Consider the following 25,069-nt stretch of genomic DNA (forward strand, 5'->3'; position numbering starts at 1 on the left):
ATTCGGGACCTGGGATGCCCCGAATGAGTCATTCGCGACACCGCGGGCCCGCCCCCGCGCGCGTGGCCCGACTTTGCCGGAACCCGGCCGCCGCGGGCGATTTCGGCCGATCGACTCCGTGGGACCGATCGGCACCCCGATGTTCACACCGTCAGGACCAGGAGTGATGCCGCCAGGCTCGGCAAAATGCGAATTCGCCCCACACGAAAGGCCGCTTCGCCGAGCAGGAGGGAATCGCGATATGGCCCAGCCGCGAAACCACGCCACCCCGTCCGTCCGAACGCGCCGGGAGGCCTACCTCCCGATACGCATTCCCCGGGAACTGTGGGTGTGCGTCTACCAGGTCCGCCGGGACGTCACCGTGCTGGAAGTGGGCGGTGAAGTGGACGTGTGCGGCCTCGCCGACCTGCGTTCCGCCTTCGCGGGCCTGCTGGGCACGGGCAACCGGCTCGTGGTCCTCGACTTCGGCCGGGTCGGGTTCTTCAGCGCGGGTGGTGTCGGCGTCCTGGAGCACGCGCGGCGCACGCTCCAGGACGCAGGGATCCCTTTGCGGCTGGCCCACCCGTCGCGGGCCGTCCTGCGCCCGCTCACCGCGCTCGGGCTCGTCGGCCGGTTCGACATCCACGCCGGCGTCGGCCGGGCCGTCACGGCGCCGGCCGGTGGGTGACCGCGGTCAGTAGCGTCCGGTCGCCGGCGTGCGCGTGGCCGGGACGCGGTAGGCCCAGTGCGGTTCCGCGGCCCGGCGCTCCCGCCGCGACCGCCGGATCAGGACCAGCAGCCACAGCACGCCGATCAGCGCGATCACGCCCTGGCCCAGCCAGGTCGTCGCGGTGTACACCGTCGCCACGTCTTCCGGGGGCACCACGAGGCCGCGCGGGTCGAACTGCGCCACCTGCCCGGTCAGCACCAGGGCGACCACCAGCGCGATGGCCGACATCGAGTCCCACAGCGCGTGCAGCAGCGCGACGCCGAGAAACGCCAGCGCCAGGCGCAGGCTCAGCACGAAGTGCTCGCGCGTGCTCCACGAGAACAGCAACCCGCCGAGGATGGCGGTCCACAGCCCATGCCCGACCGGCGCGAGCAGCCCGCGCAGCAGCTCGGTCGTGACCAGATCGGTCAGCGACAGGCCCCGGTCGGTGAACAACGAGGTGAGCGCGTAGCCCGCGGATTCGAAGGCGGAGAAGCCGAACCCGACCGTCGCGCCGAGGATGATCCCGTCCCGCATGGACTTCACGGCCAGCCCGCGCGTCAGCAGCGCCAGCGCGACCAGCTTGACCGCCTCTTCGATCAACCCGACCCACAGGTACAGCCACGTCGAGGAGTAGAGCAGGTAGGCCTCCAGCACCGACGCGCCGAGAACGCCGAGCACCCCGCCGACGAGGAAGGTCCGGAACACCAGCTCGGCGGTGATCTCCCCGGAGTCGCGGCGTTCGAACGCCCACGCCACGAACGTCACCGGCACCAGGAAACTGCCCAGCAGCACCAGCGTCGGCAGGAGGTTGGGGTTGCCGGTCGCATACGTCACCACCACCGACAGCACCCACAGCACCAGGCCGACCACGAAGATCCGCGCCCACGCCCGCCGGCGGGGACGGCGGCCGGCGGTGGTCATCGGCGCCTCCCGAACCGCTCGCCGCGCCCGGTGGCCGCGGTGTCGACGAACGCGCGGAAGCGCCCGGGTGAGCCGGGTTCGGCGATGCCGTCGAACCCCTGCGGGCAGCGCAGTGCCGCCCATCCCCGCCGGCCGCCCTCGGAATCGACGCGGTACAGCGCGAAAACCTCGGCGAGCGGCTCGTCGTCGAGTTCGTACAGCACCGCTGGCGTCAGCCCGGTCAGCTCCAGCGCGCCGCCGGCCGCGGCGAGCCGGCCGCCGAAGCGGCGCAGCAGGTCGAGCAAGCCCTCGCCGGGGTGCTCGACCCGGGACAGGTCGACGACGAAGAACCGGGAACCCGCGTGCACCAGCCCGGCCAGGTACCCCGCGAGGGTCTGTGACGCCGCCGCGTCCGCCCGTCCGGCGATCGCCACGACGGTGTAACGCCCGGGGTGCAGAGTGGAGCTGATGGTGAACTCGTCCGGGGGTGTCGCGCCGGTGAGCAGCTGATCCAGCTCCGCGAGCGAAGCAGGCGGATGGGAGAGCCTGGTGGTCATGGTGATCCTCCGGTGGTCGGGTTTTCGTGGGCCAGGTGTTCGTGCACCAGCCGGACGGCCATGGCGCCCTCGCCGACCGCCGAGGCCACCCGCTTGACCGAGCCGTGCCGGACGTCGCCGACGGCGAACACCCCGGGACTGCTCGTCTCCAGCGGCAACGGCGCCCGAGGACGGGCCCGCCACACCTCCGCGTCCCGGAACGCGTCGGCGTCGGCCCCGGTGAACACGAACCCGTCCTCGTCGAGCGCGATGCGGCCCGACAGCCAGCGGGTGTGGGGCGCGGCCCCGATGAAGACGAACAGCGCACGGGCGGCGAGCCGGTTCCGCTCGCCGGTGCGGTTGTCCTCGGTCACGACCGCCGACATCGTCTTGCCGTCCTCGACGACCTCGCGGACTTCGGTGTGCAGGTGGACCTGGATCCGCGGGTGCCTGCCGACCTGGTCGACCAGGTAGCGCGACATGTCCTTGCCGAGGTCGCCGCCGCGCACCAGCAGGTGCACCACGGGCGAGGTCGCCGCCAGGAACACCGCGGCCTGTCCCGCGGAGTTCCCGCCGCCGACCACCGCGACCGGGTCGGTCCGGCACTGCCGGGCCTCCTGCGGGGTCGCGGCGTAGTAGAGGCACGTGCCTTCGAGGTGTTCGAGCCTCGGCAGGGGCAGGCGCCGGTACCGGGCGCCACTGGCGATGATCACCGTGCGCGTGACGATCTCGGTGCCGTCGTCAAAGCCCACCGCGTACAGCCCGTCCCGGGGGACGAGCGTGCGCGCCTCGCCCGGGACGGCGACCCGGACCCCGAACTTGGCCGCCTGGATCACCGACCGCTCGGCCAGTTCCGCACCCGAGATCCCGGATGGGAAACCGAGGTAGTTCTCGATCCGCGACGTCGTGCCGGCCTGCCCGCCCGCGGCGACGGCGTCGAACGCCGACGTCGCGAGTCCTTCGGACGCGGCGTAGACGACGGCCGCGAGCCCGCCGGGTCCGGCGCCGACCACGAGCACGTCACGCACACCCGCCGCGGGTTCCTCGTGCCGCAGCCCCATCGCGCACGCCAGTTCGGTGTTGCTGGGGTTGCGCAGCACGCCGGAGCCGGGCAGCACCACGACCGGGGTTTCGGCGGCGGTGACGCCGAGCCGGCGCAGCAGCGCTTCGGCGCCGCGGTCCTTGTCCAGGTCGTCCAGCCGGTACGGCAGGCGGTTGCGGGCCACGAACTCCAGCAGCCGCCGGGTGTCCGGCGAATAGCACGAGCCGACGATCCGCAGCCCGTCTCCGGAGCCGATGAGCACCGCGCGGCGGACGAAGTAGGCGTGCAGGATCAGATCGCCGAGGACCGGGTCGCCGAGCACCAGCCGCTTCAGCTCGCCGACTCCGATGACGAGCACCTCGCCGGGTTCCGCGGCGACCGCGGTGAAGAACGACGGCTGCCCCTCGAGCAGGCCCAGTTCGCCGAGGAACCGCCCCGGCCCGTGGACCCGCACGGTTCTGGTGTCGTCCCCTTCGCGGTGCTGGATGGCGACCTTGCCGCTCAAGACGACGTACCAGTCCGTCGTCCGTTCCCCTTGCGCGTAGAGCACTTCGCCCGGCCGCACCGGCCGGCGCTCGCCCGCGGTGGAGAGCGTTTCGAGCTGCTCGCGGGTCAGCCGGGGGAACGCGCCGTGCGGATCCGGAGTCTCGACGAGGTCGTGCGCCGAAAGCGTCATACGAACGCCTCGTGTGCATAGCACCAGCGCCAGTTCTCCCCGGGCTCGAACGAGCGCACGATGGGATGGCCGATGGCGTGGGCGTGCCGGCTCGCGTGCTTCATCGGCGACGAGTCGCAACAGCCGACGTGCCCGCAGGTCAGGCACAGCCGCAGGTGCACCCACGGGGTCCCGGCCGTGAGACACTCCTCGCAGCCTTGCGGAGTGCGGGGCACCACGTCTCGGACGAGAGCCAGGTGCGGATCGGTGACGGCGGTCATGTCTTCGCCTCCTCGGGCGAGTCGAGCGCTTGGTCCAGCCAGTCGCGCAGAACGTTTTCCGGGGCCGCGCCCGCCTGCCGCCGGACGACCTCGCCGCCGCGGAGCACGAGGAGCGTCGGCACGGCCATGACGTCGAACCGGCGCGCCACTCCCGGCGCCCGGTCGACGTCGACCTTGACGAGCTTCACCTTCCCGGCCCGGGCGCGGGCGAGCCGGTCCAGCGCCGGGCTCACCGATCGGCAGGGGCCGCACCAGGTGGCCCAGAGGTCGACGAGCACCGGGATGCCCGCCTGCTCGGCAATCCGCGCGAAGTCGTCGTCGCCCGCGTCGACCACCCACGGCAGCGGCCGGTGGCAGTGGCCGCACTTCGGCGACCCGTCGGCGGCGACGGGGATCCGGTTGGTCTTCCCGCAGTGCTCGCAGGTGATGGTGACGGTAGACATTAGGCAGCCTCCTCGTCCCCGCCGCGGAATTGGACGGCCAGGTCGCCGTCGGCCGCGTCCACGACGATCGTCAGCCCCTCGGCCAGCTCCCCTCGCAGCAGCGCGCGCCCGATCCGCGTCTCGACCTCGTGGGAGATGTAGCGGCGCAACGGCCGGGCTCCGTACACCGGGTCGAACCCGCGCTCGGCGATGAACCGCCGCGCGTCGCCGGTGAGCTCGACCGCGATGCCCTGCTCGGCCAGCCGGCTGCGCAGCTGGTCGAACTGCAGGTCCACGATCCGCTCGATCTCCGGCAGGCCCAGCGGGGTGAACAGCACGATGTCGTCGACGCGGTTGAGGAACTCCGGCCGGAAGTGGTGGCGCAGCTCCGCCAGCACCGCGTCCCGTGCCTCCGCCTTGATCTCGCCGGAGGAGGTGACGCCGTCGAGCAGGTGCTGCGAGCCGATGTTGGACGTCATGATGATCACGGTGTTGCGGAAGTCGACGAGCCTGCCCTGCGCGTCGGTGATCCGGCCGTCGTCGAGCACCTGCAGCAGCGTGTTGAACACGTCCGGGTGGGCCTTCTCGATTTCGTCGAACAGCACCACCGAGTACGGCTTGCGCCGCACCGCTTCGGTGAGCTGGCCGCCTTCGTCGTAGCCGACGTACCCCGGTGGCGCGCCGAGCAGCCGGGAGACCGTGTGCCGCTCCTGGTACTCGCTCATGTCGAGCCGGACCATGTTGTCCTCGCTGTCGAACAACGCCCCGGCGAGGGACTTCGCCAGCTCCGTCTTCCCGACCCCGGTGGGGCCGAGGAAGATGAACGACCCGATCGGCTTGCGCGGGTCGCGGATCCCGGACCGGGCTCGGATGATCGCGTCGGCGACCAGCCGGACGGCCTCGTCCTGCCCGACGACCCGCTCGTGCAGGATCTCGTCGAGGCGCAGCAGCTTTTCGCGTTCGCCTTCCTGCAGCCTGAAGACCGGGATGCCGGTCCACTGCGAGACGATCTCGGCGATCTCGTCTTCGGTGACGACCTCGCGCAGCAGCCGCTTTTCGCCCTGTTTCCGCGCCAGCCGTTCCTCTTCGCCTTCGAGCTGGCGCTCCAGCTCGCGGATCTCGCCGTAGCGCAGCTCGGCTGCGCGGTTGAGGTCGTAGTTCCGTTCCGCTTCTTCGGCTTCGTGGCGCACCCGCTCCAGTTCCGACCGCAGCTCCTGCACCCGCCGGATCGCCTGGCGTTCGGCGTCCCACTGCGCCTTCTTGGCGTCGGTTTCGGCCCGCAGGTCCGCCAGTTCCCGGCGCAGCTCCTCCAGCCGTGCCTTGCTCGCGTGGTCGGTTTCCTTGGCCAGCGCGGCCTCTTCGATCTCCAGCCGCGTCAGCCGCCGGGTCAGCTCGTCGAGCTCGGCGGGCATCGAGTCGATTTCCGTGCGCAGGCGCGCGCACGCCTCGTCGACGAGGTCGATCGCCTTGTCCGGCAGGAACCGGTCGGTGATGTAGCGGTGCGACAGCACGGCGGCGGCGACCAGCGCGCCGTCCTGGATCTTGACGCCGTGGAACACCTCCAGCCGCTCGCGCAGCCCGCGCAGGATGGAGATGGTGTCCTCAACGGCGGGTTCGTCCACGACGACCGGCTGGAAACGCCGTTCCAGCGCGGCGTCCTTCTCGATGTGCTTGCGGTACTCGTCCAGCGTGGTGGCGCCGATCATGTGCAGTTCACCGCGGGCCAGCATCGGCTTGAGCATGTTGCCCGCGTCCATCGCGCCTTCGGTGGCGCCCGCACCGACGATCGTGTGCAGCTCGTCGACGAACAGGATGATCCGGCCCGCGGCGGCCGTGACCTCGCCGAGCACGGCCTTGAGCCGCTCCTCGAACTCGCCGCGGTACTTGGCCCCGGCCACCAGCGCGCTCATGTCGAGCGAGAAGATCGTCCGGTCCCGCAGGCCCTCGGGCACGTCGCCGCGCACGATCCGCTGCGCGAGCCCTTCGACGATCGCGGTCTTGCCGACGCCGGGATCGCCGACGAGCACGGGGTTGTTCTTCGTCTTGCGCGACAGGATCTGGACCACCCGGCGGATCTCGGCGTCACGCCCGATCACCGGGTCCAGCTTCCCGGCGCGCCCGTCGGCGACCAGGTCGCGGCCGTACTTCTCCAGCGCCTCGTAAGCGCCCTCGGGCGTCGCCGAGGTGACGCGCTGGTTGCCGCGGATCTTCGTCAGCGCGGTCAGGAACGACTCGCGCGTCACGCCGTGCTCGCGCAGGACCCGCCCGGCCGCCGACTTCGTCCCCTCCTCGGCCAGCGCCAGGACCAGGTGCTCGACGGAGACGTACTCGTCCTTGAGCCGCCGGGCTTCCCGCTCGGCGCTGTCGAGCAGCCCGGCCAGCCGCCGGGTGACGTAGACCTGCCCCGGCGAGGCGCCGGGCCCGGTCACCTTCGGCCGGCGACGCAGCTCCGCTTCGGCCGCGGCGCGCAGCGCGTCGACGTCGGCCCCGGTCTGCGCGAGCAGCCGCGGGACGAGGCCTTCGGGCTGGTCGAGCAGCGCGAGCAGCAGGTGTTCGCCGTCGGTCTCGGTGTGTCCGAGGCGTCCCGCGAGGCTCTGGGCCTCCTGCAGTGCTTCCTGCGACTTCTGGGTCAGCTTGCTCATGTCCATCGCCGGTGGCTCCTGACTCGGGCTTCGAGGACGTCGATGCGGTCGAGCAGGTCGAGCACCAGCCCGAGCGCGGCGTAGTTGAGGGACAGGGTGGCGCGCAACCGCTGGATCCGGGCCAGTCTGGCCACAGTGGACAGGGGGAAGCACGGGCGCCCGTTCGCGTCCGGGGTCGACTCCACCAGGCCGAGTGCCGCGAACCGGCGGACCAGCTCGGGGTGCAGCCCGCTGCGCACGGCCACCGTCTCGAGGTCGAGCCGGGCCGGGCGGACGAGCACGTACCGCGCCATCAGGTCCTCCTGGGATCGAAGTCGGACACCGCGGCGAGCTGTTCGTACAGCTCGCGTTCGCGCTTGCTCGGGCGCTTCGGCACCATGATCCGGACCTCGGCGTAGAGGTCGCCCGGCTTGCCCTTCGGGTTCGGCATGCCCTCCCCGCGCAGCCGCAGCCGCCGCCCGCTGGACGAGCCCGCCGCGACGCGCGCCTTCACCTCGCCGCCGGGGGTGGTGATCGGGACCGTGGCGCCGAGCGCGGCCTCCGACGGCGTCACGGGGAGCTGGACGTGGATGTCCCGCCCTTCCAGGCGGTACCGGCGGTCGGGCCGGATCCGGGCGACGAGGTAGAGGTCCCCGGGGGCGGCGTTGCCGGAGCCGCGCCCGCCCTGTCCGGCCAGCCGGATGCGCTGCCCGTCGAGCACCCCAGGCGGGATCTTGACGTCGTATTCGCGGTCACCGCCGATGGTCAGGTGTCGCCGTCCGCCGCGGTAGGCCTCCTCGACGGTCAGCTCCAGCTCGGCTTCCTGGTCCGCGCCCGGGACCGGGCCGCCGCGGCCCCGGCCGCCGAAGAGGCCGCCGAGGAGGTCTTCGAGGTCGACGCCCTCGAACCCTTCGAACCCACCGCCGGAGGTGGCGTAGCGGACCCGGCCGCCGCGCGGTCCGGCGCCGGCGCCGACGCGCTGCTCCCAGTCGTCGGGCACCTGCCGGAAGTCCGCGCCGAACCGGTCGTACTTGCGCCGCTGGTCCGGGTCGGACAGCACCTGGTAGGCCTCGCCGATCTCCCTGAACCGTTCCTCGGCCTCCGGGTCCTTGTTCACGTCCGGGTGGTTTTCGCGGGCGAGCTTCCGGTACGCCCGCTGGATCTCGTCGGGCCCGGCGTCCCGGCCGACGCCGAGCGTGGCGTAGAAGTCCCGTGCCACGGGCCCTCACCTCCGCGGCTGGGCCACGGTGACCGCGGTCGGCCGCAGCTGCCCGCCACCGGTTCCGTACCCCGGCCGGACCACCCGGGTCACCGTGTTCGGTTCGGTGCCCGGCTCGTCGACGACGGCGACCACTTCGTGCCGGGCCGGGTCGAACGGGACGCCGCTCTCGTCGTCGCGCTCGTACCCGAGCCCGGTCAGCAGCTGCACGGCCTGGTCGCGGATGGCCAGCACCCCCTGCACGACGGCGGTGGGATCGGCCTCGGCGTGCGCGAGCGCCAGTTCCAGGTTGTCGATGACGGGGAGGAAGGCCGCCGCGACCCGGGCCCGTTCGGCCGCCCGCTCGGCGCGCAGCTCCGCCACGTGCCGCTTGCGGGTGTTGTCGGCGTCGGCCATCGCCCGGCGCCAGCGGTCCTCGCATTCGGCCGCCTTCGCCTCGAGCTCCCGGATCCGGTCCTGCCCCGCCGCCGAGACGGGCGCGTCCTGGGGGCGGGGTTCCGCGCCCGTCCCGGCGGCATCCGCGGCGGCTGTCCCCGACTCCGCGGATTTCCCTGTGGTGGCCATGGTTTCCTCACGCTCGGTCGAAGTCGGCGTCGATCACGTCGTCGTCCTCGGACTGCTCTCGTTGCGGCGGCGGACCGCCGTCGCCGGCCGGCCTGGCCGCGGTGAGCCCGGCCAGCACCTGCTGCAGTTCCGAGGTCAGCTCGCGCACCCGGTCCAGCGGCGCGTTCGACTGGACGGCTTCGCGGGCGTCGGTGATCAGCATCTCGGCGCGGGCCTTCTCGTGCGCCGGCGTTCGGTCCGTGATCGCCTTCTCGGCCTGATAGGCGACGGTGTCCAGCAGGTTGCGCGCCTCGACCTCCTCGCGCAGGCGTTCGTCGTCGGCGCGGTTGCGCTCGGCCTCGCTGACCATCCGTTCGATCTCGGACTTGTCGAGGTTCGAGCTCTCGGTGATCGTGATGCCCTGCTCGGCGCCGGTGTCCTTGTCGCGCGCGGTGACGTTGACGATGCCGTTCGCGTCGACGTCGAACGTCACCTCGATCTGCGGCTCGCCGCGCGGGGCCGGCCGGATGTCCTTGAGCTGGAACCGCCCGAGCACCCGGTTGTCGGCCGCGCGCTCGCGCTCGCCCTGCAGCACCACGATGTCGACCGCGGGCTGGTTGTCTTCCGCGGTGGAGAACACCTCGGTGCGCCGCGCCGGGATCGTCGTGTTCCGCTCGATGATCTTCGTCATCACGCCGCCGCGGGTCTCCACGCCCAGGGACAGCGGGGTGACGTCGAGCAGCAGGACGTCCTTGACCTCGCCCTTGAGCACCCCGGCCTGCACGGCGGCGCCGAGCGCGACGACCTCGTCCGGGTTGACGCTCATGTTCGGGTCCTTGCCGCCGGTCAGCCGGCGGACCAGGCTCTGCACGGCCGGGATCCGGGTCGAGCCGCCGACCAGGATGACCTCGTCGATGTCGTTCGCGCTGACCTTGGCGTCGGCCATCGCCTGCCGCACCGGTCCGAGGCAGCGCTCGACCAGATCGGCGGTGATCTGCTCGAACTCCGAGCGCCGGACAGTGGCGGTCAGGTGTTTCGGCCCGCTCGCGTCGGCGGTGATGAACGGCAGGTTGACGCTCGTCTGGGCGACCGAGGACAGCTCGACCTTGGCCTTCTCCGCCGCCTCGAACAGCCGCTGCAACGCCTGCGCGTCCTGCCGCAGGTCGATGCCGTTGTCCGCGGCGAACTTGTCGGCGAGGAAGTCCACGACCCGGCGGTCGAAGTCGTCGCCGCCGAGGTGGCTGTCGCCCGCGGTCGCCCGGACCTCGACCACGCCGTCGCCGACGTCGAGCAGGCTCACGTCGAACGTGCCACCGCCGAGGTCGAAGACCAGCACGGTCTCGTGCTGCTGGGAGTCCAGCCCGTAGGCCAGCGCCGCGGCGGTCGGCTCGTTGATGATCCGCAGGACGGTCAGCCCGGCGATCTTCCCGGCGTCCTTGGTCGCCTGCCGCTGCGCGTCGTTGAAGTACGCGGGCACGGTGATCACGGCCTCGGTCACCCGCTCACCGATGTTCTTGCCCGCGTCGTCGGCCAGCTTGCGCAGCACCTGCGCGCTGATCTCCTCCGGCGAGTAGAGCTTGCCGCGGATGTCGAAGCGGACGACGCCGCCCTCGCCCTCGACGACGTCGAACCCGACCGCCTTGGCCTCGTCGGAGACCTCGTCGAACTTGCGGCCGATGAACCGCTTCGCCGAGTAGATCGTGCCCTTCGGGTTGAGGATCGCCTGGCGGCGGGCGAGCTGCCCGACCAGCCGTTCACCGCTTTCGGTGAACCCGACGACCGACGGGGTCGTCCGGGCCCCCTCCGAGTTGGGGATGACCCGCGGCTCACCCGCTTCCCAGACGGCGATCACCGAGTTGGTCGTGCCGAGGTCGATGCCGACCGCCTTGGCCATCACGCACCTCCGGACTCGGCGGGCAGGTTCGCCAGCAGCGCGCGGGCGTCGGCGGCGACCTCGGCGTCGGCGACGACCTCGTACCGGGTGGGCGTCATCGCGCGGACCGACGCGAAGTCCCGGCGGCCGCGCTGCAGCGCGTGGGCGACCAGACCGAAGACCGCCCCGACGATCGCGCCGAAGACGAGCCCGTAGAGGGCGAGCGTCAGCGTGGCGAGGACGGGGGTGAACCAGTTGAACAGGCCGAACAGCCAGCCGATCAGGAGCCCGGTGAGGGCTCCGGAGCCGGCGCCGCGCAGGGCGGCTCCGCCGTAGTCGAGCCGGCCGATGACCTGCTCGACCAGCTGCACGTCGCGGCCGATGATGGCGGTCCGCTGCACCGGAAACCCTTGGTCGGACAGGTAGTCGACGGCACGCTCCGCGTCGCGGTAGTCGTCGTAGGAAGCGATCGGGACGCGTTCGGGGGCGTGGCGTGGGGAAGGCGCGGTGGCGCCCGGCTGTGCGGTCATGGCTCGCCTCCTAGGCGTTCGCGTGTTCTTCGGTGCGGTCGTCGGTGAGCTGCCGTCGCTCTTCGCGGTTCCCGATTTCGACCCGGCGGGGCTTGCTCGACTCGGCCACCGGGATCCGCAGGGTCAGAACGCCGCGCTCGAAGTCGGCCGACAACCGGGAGGTGTCCAGGTTGTCCCCGAGGAACAACTGGCGGCTGAACTCTCCCTGCGGCCGCTCGTCGATGATCAGTTCGGCGCTCTCGTCGCGGGCCGGCCGGCGGGTCGCCCGCACCGTGACGACATTGCGTTCGACGGACACGTCGACGTCGTCCGGATCGATTCCGGGCAGGTCGAGCGCGACACAGAATTCGTCACCACGGCGGAACGCTTCCATCGGCATCGCGCGGGGTGCCGTGCGCCCGCTCAGCACCTGCTCGCTCAGGCGTTCCCAATCACGGAAGGGATCGAAACGCATCAAGGTCATGGTCTAGTCCCATTCCGGTGCGGACCGTCCTGCCGGGAGTGTCCGATCCGCACCGATTTTCACGCTCAATTGTCCGGCGGGCAGGCGTTCCCTGCGTGCCACGCCCGGCATACGGCGACGGGGTGTGCCTGTCCGATGCGTTCCACGGTGGCAAAGGCGCCCGCTGTCCGCGTGCGCCCCGCAGGCCGAATTTCCGGGAGCGTTGTCGTCCCGGCAGAACAGGTGCCGGCGGCGTAGGGTGCGAACAGCAGGATCGGCGCCGGGGAGGCCGGAAATGACGCCCGAGAACGATGCGATTCCGCTCGGCCACGAAGCCAAAACGGACAGCTGGTGGCGCGCCCAGTTGTCGGATCTCTACGGCCTTTTCGCGATTTCGATGATGATGTTCGACGGCCGCGAAGCGGCGGACATCCTCCGGCTCGCCGCGACGTCCGTGCCGTCGCTGAGTGGTTGCACAACCGATGCGGCGTACCTCATCGACGAGGACGGCACGGTGACCCCGCAAGATGCCGCGGAAGAGGCGAATCCGGGCCTCGGCGCGGAAGTCGGCAAGCTCGGCGGGCACAGCGGGCGGATCGAACTGGCCGACGGCCACTGGCGCTGGTGCTACGCCCTGCGGGGACTGGGAGGGCTGGCGGGCAACCTCGTCGTCCGGGCCGAGAAGTCACCCTCCCGTGATGAACTCTTCCTGCTCAGCTCGCTCGGCCAGCAGACCGCCGCGGCGCTGGCCAACTCCGCTCTGCTCAAACGGGAACGGCGGCAGTCGGTGACGCTGCGGGAGCTCAACGAACAGCTGTCGACGTCGGTGAAGCGGCTCAAGCGCCAGACACAGGTGCACGACGTGCTGTCCACCATCTCGGCGTCCGGGGCCGGGGAGCCGGGGATCGCGAACGCGCTGCACGAGCTGACCGCGCTGCCGGTGGCGATCGAGGATCGGTTCGGCAACCTGCGCGCGTGGGGCGGTCCCGGCCGGCCGGACCCGTACCCGAAGGTCGCCGTGCACCGGCGCGAGGAGCTGCTGCGGCACGCCGCGACCCTGTCCGAGCCGGTCCGCGTGAAGGACCGGCTCATCTCCCTCGTCCGGCCGCGGCACGAGGTGCTCGGCGTGCTCGCCCTGATCGACCCCGGGCGGACCGCCGGCACGGACGAGGTATTCGCGCTCGAGTACGGCTCGACCGTGCTGGCGCTGGAACTGTCGCACCAGCGCAGCCTGGCCGAGGTGGAGCTACGCCTGCGCCGCGACCTCGTGGACGACCTCATCACCGGAACCGTTGACGGGAGCGCCTACGCCCGTGCCGACGCGATCGGGCACGATCTTCGCCGCCCGCACCACGTGGTCGTGCTGCGCTGGTCCGGTGAGCTCGCCGAGGACATGGTCGCCGAGGCCACGGCCCGCGCCGTGACGACGCTCGGGCTCGCCTCGCTCGTGTCGCGCCACTCGGGCGCGGTCGTGCTGCTCGTGGCCGGGCCACCGGACGGAGCGGCACTGCACGCCTCGCTGTCGGAAAGCCTCGGCGCGGAGGGCGCGATCGGGATCGGCAGCCGCTGCGACACCCCGGCGCGGTTGCCCAAGTCCTACGCGGAAGCGGTGCGGGCGCTCGAGATCCGGCGCGGCTCGCACACCCCGAACGGGGTCACGACGTTCGACCAGCTCGGGATCTACCGCATCCTCGACACCGGGCAGAACCACGCCGACGTCGTCGAGTTCGTCCGCGAGTGGCTGGGGAAACTGCTCGACTACGACGCCCAGCGCAACGCCGAGCTGGTCGCGACGCTCGCGCAGTACCTCGAATGCGGCGGCAGCTACGGCGACACCGCCGCCGCGCTGATGATCCACCGGAGCACGCTGCGCTACCGGCTCGGCCGGATCCGGGACATCACGGAGCTCGACCTCAACGACGTGGACAGCAGGCTGAACCTGCACCTCGCCACCCGGGTGTGGCAGGTGCTGCGCGGATCGGAGTGACCGGAGGCCACGATGGACCAGGAGAACCGGACCGGGCACGAGGTCACTTTCGGCGGAGTCGCGCTGGCGCCCGGGGACCACCTCTGCGTCTTCCACCGCGGCAGGACCGATCGGGACCGCCTCCTGGTCCCGTTCCTCGCCGAGGGCCTGCGGGCGGGGGACGCCGTGCTCTACCTGGCCGCCGAGGGGGAGCGGGAGACCTTCCGCGAACGGCTGGCCGCCGCCGGCGACCTCGACCTGACCGAGCCGGACGGCGGCCACCTCCGGGACGGTGAGTTCGCACCCGACGCGCTGTTCGGGATGCTGGACGGCTGGACGCGGCGCAAGCTCGCCAGCGGAGACCACTCGTTCGGGCGCATCGTCGGTGACATGAGCTGGGCCGCGCCCCGGCTGAGTCCCGCGCTGATCGATGCCCTCCTCGCCGAAGAGCTCGCGGTGACCGCCTGGGGGAAACGCTTCCCCCAGGTCGTCCTGTGCCTGTACGACCTCGACCTGTTCGGCGGCGACCTGATCATCCCGATGATCAAGGCGCACCCGAAGGTCTGGATGGCCGGGACGCTCGTCGAAAACCCCTATTACTGCTCAGCGACCGAAGCCGGGCACCACCCCGGCTTCGAACGGAGGAACACCCCGTGACCGGTTGCCGGGCCGCGGAGGCCACGCTGCTGTCGCCGGAGGACTTCTCGGTGGACCGGGGTTCGACGCGGCCTCGTACCGGAACGCGACGTTGCCCCCGGCGACCCTCGTGTGAACGGAGGATCGGCGGGTACGCGACGGCGAAAGCACCCGCGGGGAAGGAGCCTGCCGTGGTACAGCACGAGAAGTGGCTGACCGCCGTCGAAGACGTTGCCGCGCTGGACCGGGCCGGAGCGAGGGCCGCGCTCGCCGCGGTCATGGCCGCGTTCGCCCGGTGCCTGCCGGACACCGGCCGTGAGTGGCTGGCCGACCGGCTGCCCAGTCCCGAGGCCGGGCCCGTGCGCGATCCCGGGCCGGCGAACCTGGAGTCGGGCACCGACGTCGAAGCGGCGGTGGCCCGGCGGCTGCGGACCACACCCGAGCGGGGCCGCTACCTGACCCAGGCGGTCCTCACCGCGCTCACCCGGACCGATCCCGGGCTCGCCGAGGAGCTTCGCGGCCGGCTTCCGCACGCGGTCGTCGAGACGCTCACCCCGGCGGGCGAGTCGCCCCGCGACGCGGCGAGCCACCGGCCGGAGGTGCCGACGCGGTTGTCGGACGAGGAAGTGGCCCGCGGCCTGCGTCACCTAACCGGGTGGAGCGGGGACCGCCACGGCATCGAGCGCACGGTGCAGCTGCCCGCCGACCGGATCAAGCCGCTGGTCGACCGCGTCGAGCGGGAGGCGCGGGCGATGAACGACCACGCCCACGTCGAGCCGGCCGACGGCGGGGTGACGTTCCGGCTGCGCACCGGTCGTGAAGGAGTGGTCACCGAACCGGATCTGTGGCTGGCCGGACGGATCGACGAAGCCGTCGCCGCGGTGGGGTCCGGGGGACGGCCCGGTTGAGCGGAGCCGAAGCGGATACCCGCACGCCATGGACGACTCCGAGAACTGGTGGCGCGACGCCGTCGTTTACGAGGTCTACCCCCGCAGCTTCGCCGACTCGAACGGGGACGGCACCGGAGATCTCGCGGGCCTGCGCGCGCGGCTCGGCTACCTGGCCGACCTGGGCGTGGACGCCGTGTGGACGACGCCGTGGTACCGCTCGCCGATGGTCGACGGCGGCTACGACATCGAGGACCACCGGGCCGTCGACCCGCTGTTCGGGACCGACGCGGACGCGCTCGAGCTGATCGCCGAGGTGCACAGGGCCGGGCTGCGGCTGCTGATCGACGTCGTGCCCAACCACACCTCCGACCGCCATCAGTGGTTCCAGGCCGCGCTCGCCGCCGGGCCGGGTTCGCCCGAACGGGGGCGGTATCACTTCCGGCCGGGGCGCGGCGACGGCGGTGAGCTGCCGCCCACCGACTGGCGCAGCGTCTTCGGCGGTCCGGCGTGGCGGCGGGTGCCGGACGGCGAGTGGTACCTGCACCTGTTCGCCCCGGAGCAACCGGATCTGAACTGGGACCACCCCGAGGTGCGCGCCGAGTTCGAGGACCTGCTCCGGTTCTGGTTCTCCCGCGGGGTCGACGGCGTCCGCATCGACGTCGCCCATGGCCTGGTGAAGGATCCGGCGTTCCCCGATCTGGGCGCCGACCACGAAGATCTCATGCGGCCGCCGGACCGCACCCGGCACCCGCACTGGGACCTCGAGGGCGTGCACGGGATCTACCGGTCGTGGCGCACGGTCGCGGACGAGTTCGGCCCGGACCGGGTGTTCGTCGCCGAAGCCTGGGTCGCGAAACCGGAGCGGCTGGCGTGCTACGTCCGCCCGGACGAGCTGCACACCGCGTTCAACTTCGACTTCCTGCGCTGTTCGTGGGACGCCGGGGCCCTGCGTTCGGTGATCGACTGCACGGTGCAGGCCCTGCACGCGGTGGGGGCGCCCGCGACGTGGGTGCTGTCGAACCACGACGTCGTCCGGCACGTGACACGGTTCGGCCGCGCGAACACCCGGGTCGAGGACCACCCCTGCCCGACCGAGCCTGCCGACCTCGCGCTGGGCAGGCGGCGGGCCCGGGCGGCGCTGCTGCTGATGCTGGCGCTGCCCGGGGGTGCGTACCTCTACCAGGGCGAGGAGCTGGGGCTGGAAGAGGTCGAGGACCTGCCCGAGGACGTGCTCACCGATCCGACGTGGGAACGCTCCGGCCACACCCAGCGGGGCCGTGACGGCTGCCGGGTGCCACTGCCGTGGTCGGGGACGGCGCCGCCATTCGGTTTCACCGACGCCGGCGTGCCGACGTGGCTGCCGCAGCCGGCCCGGTGGCGGGAGCTGACCGCGCAGGCCCAGCGCGACGCCCCGCAGTCGATGCTCTGCCTGTACCGCGCCGCCCTCGCCGCGCGGCGCGAGCACCCCGCGCTGGGAGACGGGACGATGGCGTGGCTGCCCGCGCCGGAGGGAGTCCTGTCGTTCGCGCGTGAGCCGGGCTTCGAGTGCGTGGTGAACCTGTCGTCCGGGCCCGTCGAGCTGCCGGACGGCGCGCGGGTGCTGCTGGCCAGCGTGCCGCCGGAGGGAGGCCTGCTGCCGGTGGACGCCGCGGCGTGGCTGGTCAGGCGGTGACGAGGCGGATCCAGCGGTAGCCGTGGCCGGCGACGGCCACGTCCGCGGGGTCGATCCGGTCGTCGTAGCCGCCGTCCTCGAACACCGCCAGCGCGACATCGTCCGGCCCGGCCGGGATGCGGACGCGGCAGGCGGACGGGCCCAGGTTGTGCACGAACACCATGCGGCCCTTCGCCGTCTCGGCCCGGTGCACCAGCACCTCCGGTGGGCCGCCGTCGACGGGTTCGTGGGTGCCGACGGCGATCTCCGGGCACTCCTTGCGGGTGTGCAGGACCCGCTCGAACCAGGTCAGCAGGCTGTTCGCGTCCCGGCGCTGGCCGAGGACGTTGACCCGTTCGAAGCCGAACGGCCCGCCTTGGACGGGCGGGGAGACCAGCTGGTCGGCCGGAGCGCGGGAGAACCCGCCGTTGGGCCCGTCGGACCACTGCATCGGGGTGCGGATCGCGGTGCGTTCCGGCAGCGCCAGGTCCTCGCCCATGCCGATCTCGTCGCCGTACCGCAGCACGGGGCTGCCCGGCATGGTCAGCAGCAGGCTGTAAGCCAGTTCCAGGCGCCGCCGGTCGCCGTCGAGCATGCAGGCCAGCCGGCGCCGGATGCCGCGGTCGTAGAGCTGCATGTGGGGCTCCGGCCCGAACCGGCCGATCACGTCGGCGCGTTCTTCCGCGGACAGGCCGCCGAGGTCGACCTCGTCGTGGTTGCGCAGGAAGGTGGCCCACTGCGCCTGGCCCGGTAGCGGGGGCGAACGCCGGAGCCGCTCCCGGACGGGTTCGGCGTCCCCGCGCGCGAGCCCGAGCATGAGAGCCTGGTTGAGCCGGAAGTCGAAGAGCATCGTCGCGCGGCTGGCCTCGTCGTCCGCGGTGCCGAAGTACTCCAGCAGCTCGTCCTCGGGCACGTTCGCCTCGGCGAGCAGCACGGCGTCCCCGCGTTGCCAGGAAACGGTTTCCCGCAGCTGCCGCAGCAGGCCGAAATCCCGCCGCCCGCGCGACTCGATGAGGAAGGGGGCCGCGTCGATCCGGAACCCCGCGACGCCGAGCCGCAGCCAGAAGGTCACGATCTTGGCCAGCTCGGCGCGGACCTCCGGGTGTTCGACGTCGAGCTCGGGTTGAAAGCGGTAGAACCGGTGCCGGTACCAGCGGCCGACGGCCTCGGCGTAGGTCCAGGTCTCCTCTTCGGATCCGGGGAACACGCAGCCGTCCCACCGGTCGGCCGGTTCGTCGTCGGCCCAGACGTACCAGTCGTGGTGCGGTGCCGTCCGTTCGGTGAGGGCCGACCGGAACCACGGGTGCTCGTCGCTGGTGTGGTTGACGACCAGGTCGAGCACGATCCGGATACCGACTTCGTCGGCCTGGCTCACCAGTTCGGCGAAATCCCCGAGCGTGCCGAAGCGCGAATCGATGCCGTAGTAGTCGGTGATGTCGTAGCCGCCGTCGCGGCGGGGCGAGGGATGACACGGGTTGAGCCAGATCGTGTCCACCCCGAGCCGCCCGAGGTAGTCCAGCCGGTCGGCGAGCCCGCACAGATCACCGACCCCGTCGTCGTCGGAGTCCTGGAAGGTCTCGATGTCGAGGGAGTAGATCACGCCGTTGCGATACCACCGATCCACGGAGCGGCGGCTACCCGTCGGCCGCGGGGACAAACTCAGTCGTGGGATCGCGCGAGGTGCTGTCCACGGAGGATGGCGTAGAAGTGGTCCGGGTCGTGCGGGAAGGGGAATCCCATGGCACAGGCCCGTTCGGCGTCCTGCCGGATGCCGCGCAGCGCGCCGGGGGACAGTTCCGGAACTCCCGGGCCTTCGGTGCGCAGCCAGTCGAGCAGGTCGTCCCACCCGGCCCAGTCGCCGGCCGCCAGCACCGTCCCCACCACCGCGCGGTCGAACTCTTCGGCACGCAGGTCGTCGGTCGTCGGATCGTCCTTTTCGGTCATACCTGGTCGTACCCGGAGATGCGCACGGCAAACGCCCGGCCGTTTGCCGGTGATCGAGCCGGGAACCCGGAGGGCTGACCTCGCGGATCGAGGAAAGGTTCGAAGATGACCGCTCAGCGAGAGGCCCTGGTGGTGGGTTTGCTGACCGATGAGGGGTTGCCTGGGCAGCTCGTCGGGAGAATCGCGGACGGGCTGCCCGCCCGCCTGGCTCGTGACCTCGGTGAGGAGAGGTCCTGGCGCGTCGAGCACGAGACGCAGGCCCTTCCGCTGAACGAGGAGGGTGACATCCCGATGCTGGCCTTGGCGGAGGAGCGCCGGGAGAAGCACGGCTGGGACCTGCTGGTGCTGATCACGGACCTCCCGCGGCGGGCGGGCACGGTCCCGATCGCGTCGGACTACAACGCCGACCACGGGGTGGCGATGGTGTCCTTGCCCGCGCTCGGCGCGGTGCGCCTGCGGCACCGGGCGCGCCGGCTGATCGTCCACCTGGTCCGGCACCTGGTGGCACCCCGTTCGACGAAGGTGGTCGATCCGCCCCCGCGGGCGCTCGACCGGCTGCGGGAGCTGGTGGCGCCGACGCGGCACGTCGAGGGCCGCGGTGCCGCCGACGAGCACCTGGCACTGGCGGGAGTGCGCGGGCGGGTGCGGCTGCTGGCGGGGATGATCCGCGACAACCGGCCGTGGCGGCTGGTGCCCAACCTCGCCGGGGCCACCGCGGCCGCGGCCGGGACCGCGGCCTACGGCATCATCACCACCTCGTTCTGGAAGCTGGCCGAGTCGTTGCCCGCGGTGCGGCTGGCCGGGATCACGGTGCTGGCGATCGTGGTCATGGCGGGCTGGCTGATGGTGCACAACCACCTCTGGGACTCCCCGTCCGGGCACCTGGACCGGCGGAAGGCGCTGCTGTACAACGCGTCGACCGCGTTGACGTTGTCCATCGGCGTCGCGTGCATGTACGCGATCCTGTTCGGGCTGGCCCTGGTGGCGTCGATCGTGCTGATCGAAGGTACCTACTTCGGGCAGACCCTCGGCCATCCGGCCGGGCCGGCGTCGTACCTGAAGCTGGTGTGGCTGGCCACCTCGGTGGGTATCGTCGCCGGGGCGTTGGGCTCCAGCGTCGAAGACGAGGAACGCGTCCGCCGGGCCACCTACAGCCGGCGCGAGCGGGAGCGGCAGCAACGCAACCGCGAACGTGCCGAAGAAGCCGGAGACGGCTGAGCGGCCCGCGCCTCCGGCCGCCGGGCGAGCCGCCGGCCGGAGGCGCAGGTGCCGGTCAGGGTTTGAGGACGACCTTCTCGCAGTTGTCCTGCTTGTTCTTGAACATCTCGAAGCCGCGGCCGGCCTCCTCCAGCGGCAGGGTGTGGGTGATGATCCGGGTCGGGTCGAGCTCGCCGCGTTCGATGCGGTGCAGCAGCGAATCCATGTAGCGCTGGACGTGGCACTGCCCGGTCCGCAGGGTCAGCGACCGGTTCATCCACGCGCCGGCCGGGAACTTGTCGAGCAGGCCGCCGTAGACGCCGATCACCGAAACCACCCCGCCGCTGCGGCACGACATGATCGCCTGGCGCAACGCGTGCGGGCGGTCGGTCTCCGACCGCACGGCCTGCTTGATGCGGTCGTAGGCGGCGATGTGCGCGCTGCCGTGGGTGGCTTCCAGCCCGACCGCGTCGATGCACTTGTCGGGTCCGCGGCCGCCGGTCAGCTCCAGGAGCCGGGACCGGACGTCGACCTCCTCGAAGTTCACCGGGACGTGGCCCGCTTCTTCGGCCAGCCGCAGCCGGTAGGGCTCCTTGTCGATGGCGATGACCTTCGCCGCGCCCAGGAGCCGGGCGCTGTCCATGGCGAACTGGCCGACCGGGCCGGCGCCCCAGACCGCGACCACGTCGCTGGAGGTGATGTCGCACATTTCGGCGCCCATGTAGCCGGTGGGCAGGATGTCGGAGAGGAACAGCACCTGTTCGTCGGTCAGGTCCGACTCGATCTTGATCGGGCCGACGTCGGCGAAGGGCACGCGCGCGTACTGCGCCTGGCCGCCCGCGAAGCCGCCGGTCAGGTGCGAGTAGCCGAAGATCCCGGCGACCGGGTGGCCGAACATCTTCTCCGCGATCCCGGCGTTGGGGTTGGAGTTCTCGCAGCACGAGTACAGCTCCGCGGCGCAGGCGGCACATGCGCCGCAGGCGATCGGGAACGGCACGACGACCCGGTCCCCGGCGCGCAGCTTGCCCGGGTCGACGCCCGGGCCGACCTCGACCACTTCGCCCATGAACTCGTGGCCGAGGACGTCGCCGTCCTGCATGGTGGGGACGTACCCGTCGACCAGGTGCAGGTCCGAGCCGCAGATGGCGGTGGAGGTGATCCGCACGATCGCGTCGCGGTGGTTGAGGATCTTCGGGTCGGGGACGTCACGGACCTCGACCTTGTTGCGGCCCGACCAGGTGTTGGCCCTCATGCGTCCGGTCCCTTCTCCAGTTCGGCGTCCGACAGCGGTTGTGCCGGCCGTTGCGGGAATTCCCTGCGTGCCTGCTTGCCCCACGGCGCGCCGTCGGAGCGCACGATCTCGCCGGTCTCCAGGACCTGCTTGAGGCGGCGCAGGTCGTCGTCGAGCTGCTGGTGCGGTTCCTCGCCGAAGTACTTGGCGACGGCCTTGCCGACCGCGCCGCCGGGGATCTCGTACGCGAGGACGACGTGCACCTCGGTGCTCTCCCCGTCGGGGGCGGGGGCGAACCAGACGGTGCCGGCGTTCGGCACGGTCGCTTTCCCGGTCGAGCGCCACGCGATCCGCTCGCCCGGCGTCTCGTCGGTGATCTCCGCGTCCCATTCGACGTCCTGGCCGAACGGGGCACTGGCGGTCCAGTGGCTGGTCCGGTCGCCGGTGGCGCGGACCTGCTCGAGGTGCGCCATGAACGACGGAAGGTTCTCCAGATCGCGCCAGAACGCGAAGACATCCGGCGCGGGTTTGCGGATGGTGGTCGCTGCGGTCAGTTCCACGGAATCTCCTTTGTGTGCGCCCCGCGCTGCCCGCGCGGAGCCGGTGTGGTCCGCTCGGGTGGCCCGCACGGCGGTCAGCAGGTCCAGCGCGGTGATCCCGGCGACGGCGCCGGTGACCGCGGCGAGCCGCCGTCGCCGGCGCCCGCCACGGTGGGTGAGGGCCACTCCCAGGGCGGTCAGGTCCATCGCGTCGCCCGCGACCCGGGTCCACGCCCAGACGCCCTTCCGCCGGCTAGTCAGGAGCCCGGCCGCGTGGACCAGCTCCCGCACGCCGACGACCGTGACCACCGCCTGCGACTTCGCGGAGTCGTCGACGCCGCTGATCCGGCGCACGGCGTGGGGGGCCATCAGCTGTGCCAGGCCGAGACCGAGACTCATCCAGCCCAGTCGCCGACCGTTCTCCTGCGTTGTTCGTTCTGCTGCGGGGCTTGCCGAGCGCGTCATGGTCAGCCTCCGATCCGATTGCGCCCTGCCGAACAACCGGGTGAAGCACGCCCCGGGCCTGTCCGACCGGGGGCGGCTACCCCTCGGCGATCCGGCTAACCCACCGATCCCCCGAGCCGAGCCGAATGAGGCGGGCCGAAGCTCCCGCGCCCGACCGCGTCGCTGCTGGGCCTGTCCGTCCGGATCAGCGGCGGCGAGAACCCGTGTCTGCCTGCTGACCGATCCGGTGACGCGGACGCCCGCCGCGCCGGCCGGTCACAAATCGCGGGGCTGTCCGGTCCTAGCGGGTGTATCCGTTCGTCGAGGAGGTCTTCTCATGTCATTGACCGTGCTGCAGGAGGCGAAACCGCCCGTCATCCCGGAGGGGGCGCACGCGATGACGATCGTCATCGAGTACCCGCCGGGCGACCCCGGCACCCCGCCGCACCGCCACCCCGGGCCGGCCTTCGGCTACGTGCTGGAGGGCGAAATGGTGTTCGAGCTGGAAGGCGAGCCGCCGCGGGTCGTCCGCGCCGGCGAAGCGTTCTGGGAGCCGGGCGGCGACGTCATCCACTACCAGGACGGCAACAACCGCGACGACGTCCCGGTGCGGTTCACCGTCACCATGCTCTGCGAACCGGGCAAACCGATGGTCGACCTCGTGAGCGAGGACGAACTCAGCGCGAAGGGATGGTCGCGGAAGTGAAGATCGCCGTCATCGGCGGGACGGGGCTCATCGGCTCCCGGGTCGTCAAGATCCTGACCGCGAACGGGCACGAGGCCGTCCCGCACTCGCCGTCCACCGGGCTGGACCTGCTCAGCGGAAAGGGCCTCGTCGAAGCGCTGGCCGGGGCCGACGTCGTCGTCAACCTGACGAACTCGCCGACGTTCGACGACGCTTCGCCCGCGTTCTTCCGGACGACCATGGACAACCTGCTGGAGGCGGCGGGCGCGGCCGGCGTCGGGCACGCGGTCATCCTCTCGATCGTGGGCGCCGAGCTGGTGCCGGACCTGGTCTACTACCGGGCCAAAGTGCTGCAGGAGGACATCCTCAAGGCCGGGCCGGTGCCGTACTCGATCGTCCGCGCCACGCAGTTCTTCGAGTTCATGGCCGCGACGATGTCGTGGACCTCCGACGAGAACACCGTCCGCTTGCCCGCGACGCGGATCCAGCCCATCGCCGCGGACGACGTCGCCCAGACGGTCGCCGACGTCAGCATGGGTACCCCGCTGCGAGGGACCCGCGACGTCGCCGGGCCGGAGGTGTTCGCCCTCGACGAGCTGGGCCGGATCACCCTCGCCGCCGAGGGCGACCGGCGGCCGGTCGTGACCGACGACCAGGCCGGCCTGTTCGCGGCCGCGTCCGGCGACGCGCTCATCGCCAAGGACGGCGCCGTCCTCGCGAAGACCACCTACCGGGACTGGCTGGCACGGTGAAGTGACCGGGCCCGCACGGCGGTGGCGGTGCGGGCCCGGTCAACCGCGGTGCCACCCGGCCAGCTTGGCCGGGTTGAGGACGATCCAAAGCGTGGTGATCCGGGACCCGGCGGTTTCGGCGCCGACGACCGCGACGGCGCGCGAGGCGTGGCGCAGGGCGAGCCCGGCGCGGCCGTTGACGGACTCCACGGTCAGCTCGGCGTCCGCACGTCCGCCCATGACCTCGATGACCAGCCGGGCGACCTCCGCCGCGCCGCGCACGGTCCCCGCCGGCGCGGGCACCAGGCCGCCGCCGTCGCACGTCGCGACCGCGTCGTCGCCGAGGACGGCTTCGAGCGCGGCGCGGTCCCGCCGGCGGCAAGCCGCGGCGAACCGGCGCACGGTCGCGTCATGCGGGTCGAACACGGCTTCCTCCCGCCGGCGGGTCAGGCCGGAATCGACACCGCCTTGTTCTTCTCGGGGTTGACCAGCCACAGCAGCTGATCGATGCCCTCGGCGGTCGCGCTGACCGTGAGCAGGCCGTACACGCCACCGTCCTGGAGGAGCACGGCGGCGGTCCGCCCGTTGACCCGGGTCCACTCGATGTCGATGTCGTCCCAGAACCAGCCGGAGATCGCCTGCAGGAACTTCGCCACCCGGACGCTGCCCACGAGCGGACGGCGGGCGACGCCCTTGCGGCCGTTGCCGTCGGACAGGTTGGTCACGTCCGGGGTGAAGAGCCGCTCCAGCCTGGCCATGTCGCCGGACCGGGCGGCGGCGAGGAACGTGGTCAGCAGTTCCCGCTGCTCGGCCGCCGGCACCGACGCGTGCCGTTCGCTCGTGAGGTGCTTGCGCGCCCGGCTGACCAGCTGGCGCACCGCGGCTTCGGTCGAGGACAGGATGTCGGCGATCTGGGCGTAGGAGTAGTCGAAGGCTTCTCGCAGCACGTAGGCGGCGCGTTCGCCGGGCGTGAGCTTCTCCATCAGCAGCAGGGTCGCGAACTCCAGTGCTTCACCGCGTTCGGCGCCCAGGTACGGGTCCGCGCCGGTGTCGACCGGTTCGGGCAACCACGGCCCGATGTAGGTCTCACGCCGTTTCCGGGCCGACTGCAGGACGTTGATGGCCAGCCGGGTGGTGGTCGTCGCCAAGAACGCCTCCGGGTTGGTCACCGTGGACCGGTCGTAGGACTGCCAGCGCAGCCACACGTCCTGCACCAGGTCCTCGGCCTCGGTGACGCTGCTGAGCATGCGGTAGGCGATCCCGAACAGGCGCGGCCGCACCTGCGTGAAGGCGGCCGTGGCCGCCTCGAGATCGGCCACGTCGCCGAGTTCGGCACTCATCCCGGAATCCGCCACCCCCCGACTCTACGATGTCGGCTCCCGGGGGTCCCGGCCGCGGCC

The 25,069-nt window shown here is 71.9% G+C and carries 26 protein-coding genes; 8 read left to right on the forward strand and 18 right to left on the reverse strand.

Annotated elements, in window-relative coordinates; genetic code table 11:
* The first annotated feature begins 241 nt into the window (after positions 1–241).
* Positions 242–667 (forward strand): STAS domain-containing protein, encoded by a 426-nt coding sequence (locus tag ACWDN5_RS37185; protein ID WP_449679570.1) that lies wholly within the window; start codon positions 242–244, stop codon positions 665–667.
* Between the two features lie 6 nt (positions 668–673).
* On the opposite strand, the gene ACWDN5_RS37190 is transcribed toward ACWDN5_RS37185, so the two are convergent.
* The 12 genes from ACWDN5_RS37190 to ACWDN5_RS37245 are packed head-to-tail and all read right to left on the reverse strand — an operon-like array spanning position 674 to position 11,776.
* Positions 674–1,612 (reverse strand): PrsW family glutamic-type intramembrane protease, encoded by a 939-nt coding sequence (locus ACWDN5_RS37190; protein WP_310970171.1) that lies wholly within the window; start codon positions 1,610–1,612, stop codon positions 674–676.
* The gene (locus ACWDN5_RS37195; RefSeq protein WP_449679571.1) at positions 1,609–2,148 is read right to left on the reverse strand and encodes an STAS domain-containing protein; all 540 of its coding nucleotides are present in this window, start codon (positions 2,146–2,148) and stop codon (positions 1,609–1,611) included. Before ACWDN5_RS37195 ends, ACWDN5_RS37190 begins: the two co-directional genes overlap by 4 nt.
* Positions 2,145–3,845: an FAD-dependent oxidoreductase gene (locus tag ACWDN5_RS37200; RefSeq protein WP_449679572.1), complete on the reverse strand. Its 1,701-nt coding sequence runs from the start codon at positions 3,843–3,845 to the stop codon at positions 2,145–2,147. Before ACWDN5_RS37200 ends, ACWDN5_RS37195 begins: the two co-directional genes overlap by 4 nt.
* Positions 3,842–4,105, reverse strand: a complete 264-nt coding sequence (locus ACWDN5_RS37205) for a ubiquitin carboxyl-terminal hydrolase 14 (RefSeq protein WP_449679573.1) — start codon at positions 4,103–4,105, stop codon at positions 3,842–3,844. The genes ACWDN5_RS37200 and ACWDN5_RS37205 overlap by 4 nt, the downstream gene beginning before the upstream one ends.
* The gene (trxA, locus tag ACWDN5_RS37210) at positions 4,102–4,548 is read right to left on the reverse strand and encodes a thioredoxin (protein ID WP_449679574.1); all 447 of its coding nucleotides are present in this window, start codon (positions 4,546–4,548) and stop codon (positions 4,102–4,104) included. The genes ACWDN5_RS37205 and trxA overlap by 4 nt, the downstream gene beginning before the upstream one ends.
* A complete protein-coding gene (gene clpB, locus ACWDN5_RS37215) occupies positions 4,548–7,175 on the reverse strand; it encodes an ATP-dependent chaperone ClpB (protein ID WP_449679575.1) in 2,628 nt (875 codons plus the stop codon). Before clpB ends, trxA begins: the two co-directional genes overlap by 1 nt.
* A complete protein-coding gene (locus tag ACWDN5_RS37220) occupies positions 7,166–7,462 on the reverse strand; it encodes a chaperone modulator CbpM (RefSeq protein ID WP_310970178.1) in 297 nt (98 codons plus the stop codon). Before ACWDN5_RS37220 ends, clpB begins: the two co-directional genes overlap by 10 nt.
* On the reverse strand, positions 7,462–8,367 hold the full coding sequence (locus ACWDN5_RS37225) for a DnaJ C-terminal domain-containing protein (protein WP_449679576.1): 906 nt from the start codon (positions 8,365–8,367) through the stop codon (positions 7,462–7,464). Before ACWDN5_RS37225 ends, ACWDN5_RS37220 begins: the two co-directional genes overlap by 1 nt.
* A 6-nt stretch (positions 8,368–8,373) precedes the next feature.
* Positions 8,374–8,931 carry a nucleotide exchange factor GrpE gene (locus tag ACWDN5_RS37230; RefSeq protein ID WP_310970180.1) on the reverse strand — a complete coding sequence of 186 codons (558 nt, stop codon included), beginning with the start codon at positions 8,929–8,931 and terminating at the stop codon, positions 8,374–8,376.
* A gap of 7 nt (positions 8,932–8,938) precedes the next feature.
* Positions 8,939–10,804 carry a molecular chaperone DnaK gene (gene dnaK / locus ACWDN5_RS37235; RefSeq protein WP_449679577.1) on the reverse strand — a complete coding sequence of 622 codons (1,866 nt, stop codon included), beginning with the start codon at positions 10,802–10,804 and terminating at the stop codon, positions 8,939–8,941.
* Complete coding sequence (locus ACWDN5_RS37240) at positions 10,804–11,313, reverse strand: general stress protein (RefSeq protein WP_449679578.1); 510 nt, start codon at positions 11,311–11,313, stop codon at positions 10,804–10,806. Before ACWDN5_RS37240 ends, dnaK begins: the two co-directional genes overlap by 1 nt.
* Positions 11,314–11,323: 10 nt before the next feature.
* Positions 11,324–11,776: an Hsp20/alpha crystallin family protein gene (locus tag ACWDN5_RS37245; protein ID WP_449679579.1), complete on the reverse strand. Its 453-nt coding sequence runs from the start codon at positions 11,774–11,776 to the stop codon at positions 11,324–11,326.
* Positions 11,777–12,050: 274 nt separating this feature from the next.
* On the opposite strand from ACWDN5_RS37245, the gene ACWDN5_RS37250 reads away from it, so the two are divergent.
* From ACWDN5_RS37250 to ACWDN5_RS37265, 4 genes are all read left to right on the forward strand, one after another.
* On the forward strand, positions 12,051–13,742 hold the full coding sequence (locus ACWDN5_RS37250) for a PucR family transcriptional regulator (protein WP_449679580.1): 1,692 nt from the start codon (positions 12,051–12,053) through the stop codon (positions 13,740–13,742).
* Between the two features lie 12 nt (positions 13,743–13,754).
* Positions 13,755–14,378, forward strand: coding sequence for an MEDS domain-containing protein (locus ACWDN5_RS37255; RefSeq protein ID WP_449679581.1), 624 nt, complete (start codon positions 13,755–13,757; stop codon positions 14,376–14,378).
* A gap of 170 nt (positions 14,379–14,548) precedes the next feature.
* Complete coding sequence (locus tag ACWDN5_RS37260; RefSeq protein WP_449679582.1) at positions 14,549–15,265, forward strand: DUF2267 domain-containing protein; 717 nt, start codon at positions 14,549–14,551, stop codon at positions 15,263–15,265.
* A 28-nt stretch (positions 15,266–15,293) separates the two neighbouring features.
* Entirely contained in the window at positions 15,294–16,919 is a 1,626-nt protein-coding gene (locus ACWDN5_RS37265) for a glycoside hydrolase family 13 protein (protein WP_449679583.1), read from the forward strand.
* Here ACWDN5_RS37265 and ACWDN5_RS37270 read toward each other — a convergent pair.
* On the reverse strand, positions 16,909–18,522 hold the full coding sequence (locus ACWDN5_RS37270; RefSeq protein ID WP_449679584.1) for an alpha-amylase family protein: 1,614 nt from the start codon (positions 18,520–18,522) through the stop codon (positions 16,909–16,911). The two genes, ACWDN5_RS37265 and ACWDN5_RS37270, sit on opposite strands and share 11 nt — an antisense overlap.
* A gap of 35 nt (positions 18,523–18,557) precedes the next feature.
* Positions 18,558–18,842, reverse strand: a complete 285-nt coding sequence (locus ACWDN5_RS37275) for a hypothetical protein (RefSeq protein WP_449679585.1) — start codon at positions 18,840–18,842, stop codon at positions 18,558–18,560.
* A 105-nt stretch (positions 18,843–18,947) separates the two neighbouring features.
* Between ACWDN5_RS37275 and ACWDN5_RS37280 the strand changes: the two genes are divergently transcribed.
* The gene (locus tag ACWDN5_RS37280; protein WP_449679586.1) at positions 18,948–20,060 is read left to right on the forward strand and encodes a hypothetical protein; all 1,113 of its coding nucleotides are present in this window, start codon (positions 18,948–18,950) and stop codon (positions 20,058–20,060) included.
* Between the two features lie 55 nt (positions 20,061–20,115).
* Here ACWDN5_RS37280 and ACWDN5_RS37285 read toward each other — a convergent pair whose 3' ends face one another.
* On the reverse strand, positions 20,116–21,291 hold the full coding sequence (locus tag ACWDN5_RS37285; protein ID WP_449679587.1) for a zinc-dependent alcohol dehydrogenase: 1,176 nt from the start codon (positions 21,289–21,291) through the stop codon (positions 20,116–20,118).
* The gene (locus ACWDN5_RS37290) at positions 21,288–22,208 is read right to left on the reverse strand and encodes an SRPBCC family protein (RefSeq protein ID WP_449679588.1); all 921 of its coding nucleotides are present in this window, start codon (positions 22,206–22,208) and stop codon (positions 21,288–21,290) included. Before ACWDN5_RS37290 ends, ACWDN5_RS37285 begins: the two co-directional genes overlap by 4 nt.
* A 382-nt stretch (positions 22,209–22,590) precedes the next feature.
* Between ACWDN5_RS37290 and ACWDN5_RS37295 the strand changes: the two genes are divergently transcribed.
* Together ACWDN5_RS37295 and ACWDN5_RS37300 are read left to right on the forward strand one after the other, a co-directional pair.
* Entirely contained in the window at positions 22,591–22,959 is a 369-nt protein-coding gene (locus tag ACWDN5_RS37295; RefSeq protein WP_310970195.1) for a cupin domain-containing protein, read from the forward strand.
* On the forward strand, positions 22,956–23,690 hold the full coding sequence (locus ACWDN5_RS37300; protein WP_449679589.1) for an SDR family oxidoreductase: 735 nt from the start codon (positions 22,956–22,958) through the stop codon (positions 23,688–23,690). Before ACWDN5_RS37295 ends, ACWDN5_RS37300 begins: the two co-directional genes overlap by 4 nt.
* 39 nt (positions 23,691–23,729) lie before the next feature.
* Here the strand turns inward: ACWDN5_RS37300 and ACWDN5_RS37305 are convergent, their stop codons facing one another.
* Both ACWDN5_RS37305 and ACWDN5_RS37310 read right to left on the reverse strand, forming a co-directional pair.
* Positions 23,730–24,095: a hypothetical protein gene (locus ACWDN5_RS37305; RefSeq protein WP_449679590.1), complete on the reverse strand. Its 366-nt coding sequence runs from the start codon at positions 24,093–24,095 to the stop codon at positions 23,730–23,732.
* 20 nt (positions 24,096–24,115) lie between these two features.
* On the reverse strand, positions 24,116–25,009 hold the full coding sequence (locus ACWDN5_RS37310) for an RNA polymerase sigma-70 factor (protein ID WP_449679591.1): 894 nt from the start codon (positions 25,007–25,009) through the stop codon (positions 24,116–24,118).
* Between the last annotated feature and the right edge of the window lie 60 nt (positions 25,010–25,069).

The organism is Amycolatopsis sp. NPDC003731 (assembly GCF_053586895.1).

What these genes read in the sequence shown, in the direction of transcription:
- ACWDN5_RS37185 (WP_449679570.1), top strand. Translation starts at nt 242, where the DNA reads ATGGCCCAGCCGCGAAACCACGCCACCCCGTCCGTCCGAACGCGCCGG.
- ACWDN5_RS37190 (WP_310970171.1), bottom strand. Translation starts at nt 1,612, where the DNA reads ATGACCACCGCCGGCCGCCGTCCCCGCCGGCGGGCGTGGGCGCGGATC.
- ACWDN5_RS37195 (WP_449679571.1), bottom strand. Translation starts at nt 2,148, where the DNA reads ATGACCACCAGGCTCTCCCATCCGCCTGCTTCGCTCGCGGAGCTGGAT.
- ACWDN5_RS37200 (WP_449679572.1), bottom strand. Translation starts at nt 3,845, where the DNA reads ATGACGCTTTCGGCGCACGACCTCGTCGAGACTCCGGATCCGCACGGC.
- ACWDN5_RS37205 (WP_449679573.1), bottom strand. Translation starts at nt 4,105, where the DNA reads ATGACCGCCGTCACCGATCCGCACCTGGCTCTCGTCCGAGACGTGGTG.
- trxA (WP_449679574.1), bottom strand. Translation starts at nt 4,548, where the DNA reads ATGTCTACCGTCACCATCACCTGCGAGCACTGCGGGAAGACCAACCGG.
- clpB (WP_449679575.1), bottom strand. Translation starts at nt 7,175, where the DNA reads ATGGACATGAGCAAGCTGACCCAGAAGTCGCAGGAAGCACTGCAGGAG.
- ACWDN5_RS37220 (WP_310970178.1), bottom strand. Translation starts at nt 7,462, where the DNA reads ATGGCGCGGTACGTGCTCGTCCGCCCGGCCCGGCTCGACCTCGAGACG.
- ACWDN5_RS37230 (WP_310970180.1), bottom strand. Translation starts at nt 8,931, where the DNA reads ATGGCCACCACAGGGAAATCCGCGGAGTCGGGGACAGCCGCCGCGGAT.
- dnaK (WP_449679577.1), bottom strand. Translation starts at nt 10,804, where the DNA reads ATGGCCAAGGCGGTCGGCATCGACCTCGGCACGACCAACTCGGTGATC.
- ACWDN5_RS37240 (WP_449679578.1), bottom strand. Translation starts at nt 11,313, where the DNA reads ATGACCGCACAGCCGGGCGCCACCGCGCCTTCCCCACGCCACGCCCCC.
- ACWDN5_RS37245 (WP_449679579.1), bottom strand. Translation starts at nt 11,776, where the DNA reads ATGACCTTGATGCGTTTCGATCCCTTCCGTGATTGGGAACGCCTGAGC.
- ACWDN5_RS37250 (WP_449679580.1), top strand. Translation starts at nt 12,051, where the DNA reads ATGACGCCCGAGAACGATGCGATTCCGCTCGGCCACGAAGCCAAAACG.
- ACWDN5_RS37255 (WP_449679581.1), top strand. Translation starts at nt 13,755, where the DNA reads ATGGACCAGGAGAACCGGACCGGGCACGAGGTCACTTTCGGCGGAGTC.
- ACWDN5_RS37265 (WP_449679583.1), top strand. Translation starts at nt 15,294, where the DNA reads ATGGACGACTCCGAGAACTGGTGGCGCGACGCCGTCGTTTACGAGGTC.
- ACWDN5_RS37275 (WP_449679585.1), bottom strand. Translation starts at nt 18,842, where the DNA reads ATGACCGAAAAGGACGATCCGACGACCGACGACCTGCGTGCCGAAGAG.
- ACWDN5_RS37280 (WP_449679586.1), top strand. Translation starts at nt 18,948, where the DNA reads ATGACCGCTCAGCGAGAGGCCCTGGTGGTGGGTTTGCTGACCGATGAG.
- ACWDN5_RS37285 (WP_449679587.1), bottom strand. Translation starts at nt 21,291, where the DNA reads ATGAGGGCCAACACCTGGTCGGGCCGCAACAAGGTCGAGGTCCGTGAC.
- ACWDN5_RS37290 (WP_449679588.1), bottom strand. Translation starts at nt 22,208, where the DNA reads ATGAGTCTCGGTCTCGGCCTGGCACAGCTGATGGCCCCCCACGCCGTG.
- ACWDN5_RS37295 (WP_310970195.1), top strand. Translation starts at nt 22,591, where the DNA reads ATGTCATTGACCGTGCTGCAGGAGGCGAAACCGCCCGTCATCCCGGAG.
- ACWDN5_RS37310 (WP_449679591.1), bottom strand. Translation starts at nt 25,009, where the DNA reads ATGAGTGCCGAACTCGGCGACGTGGCCGATCTCGAGGCGGCCACGGCC.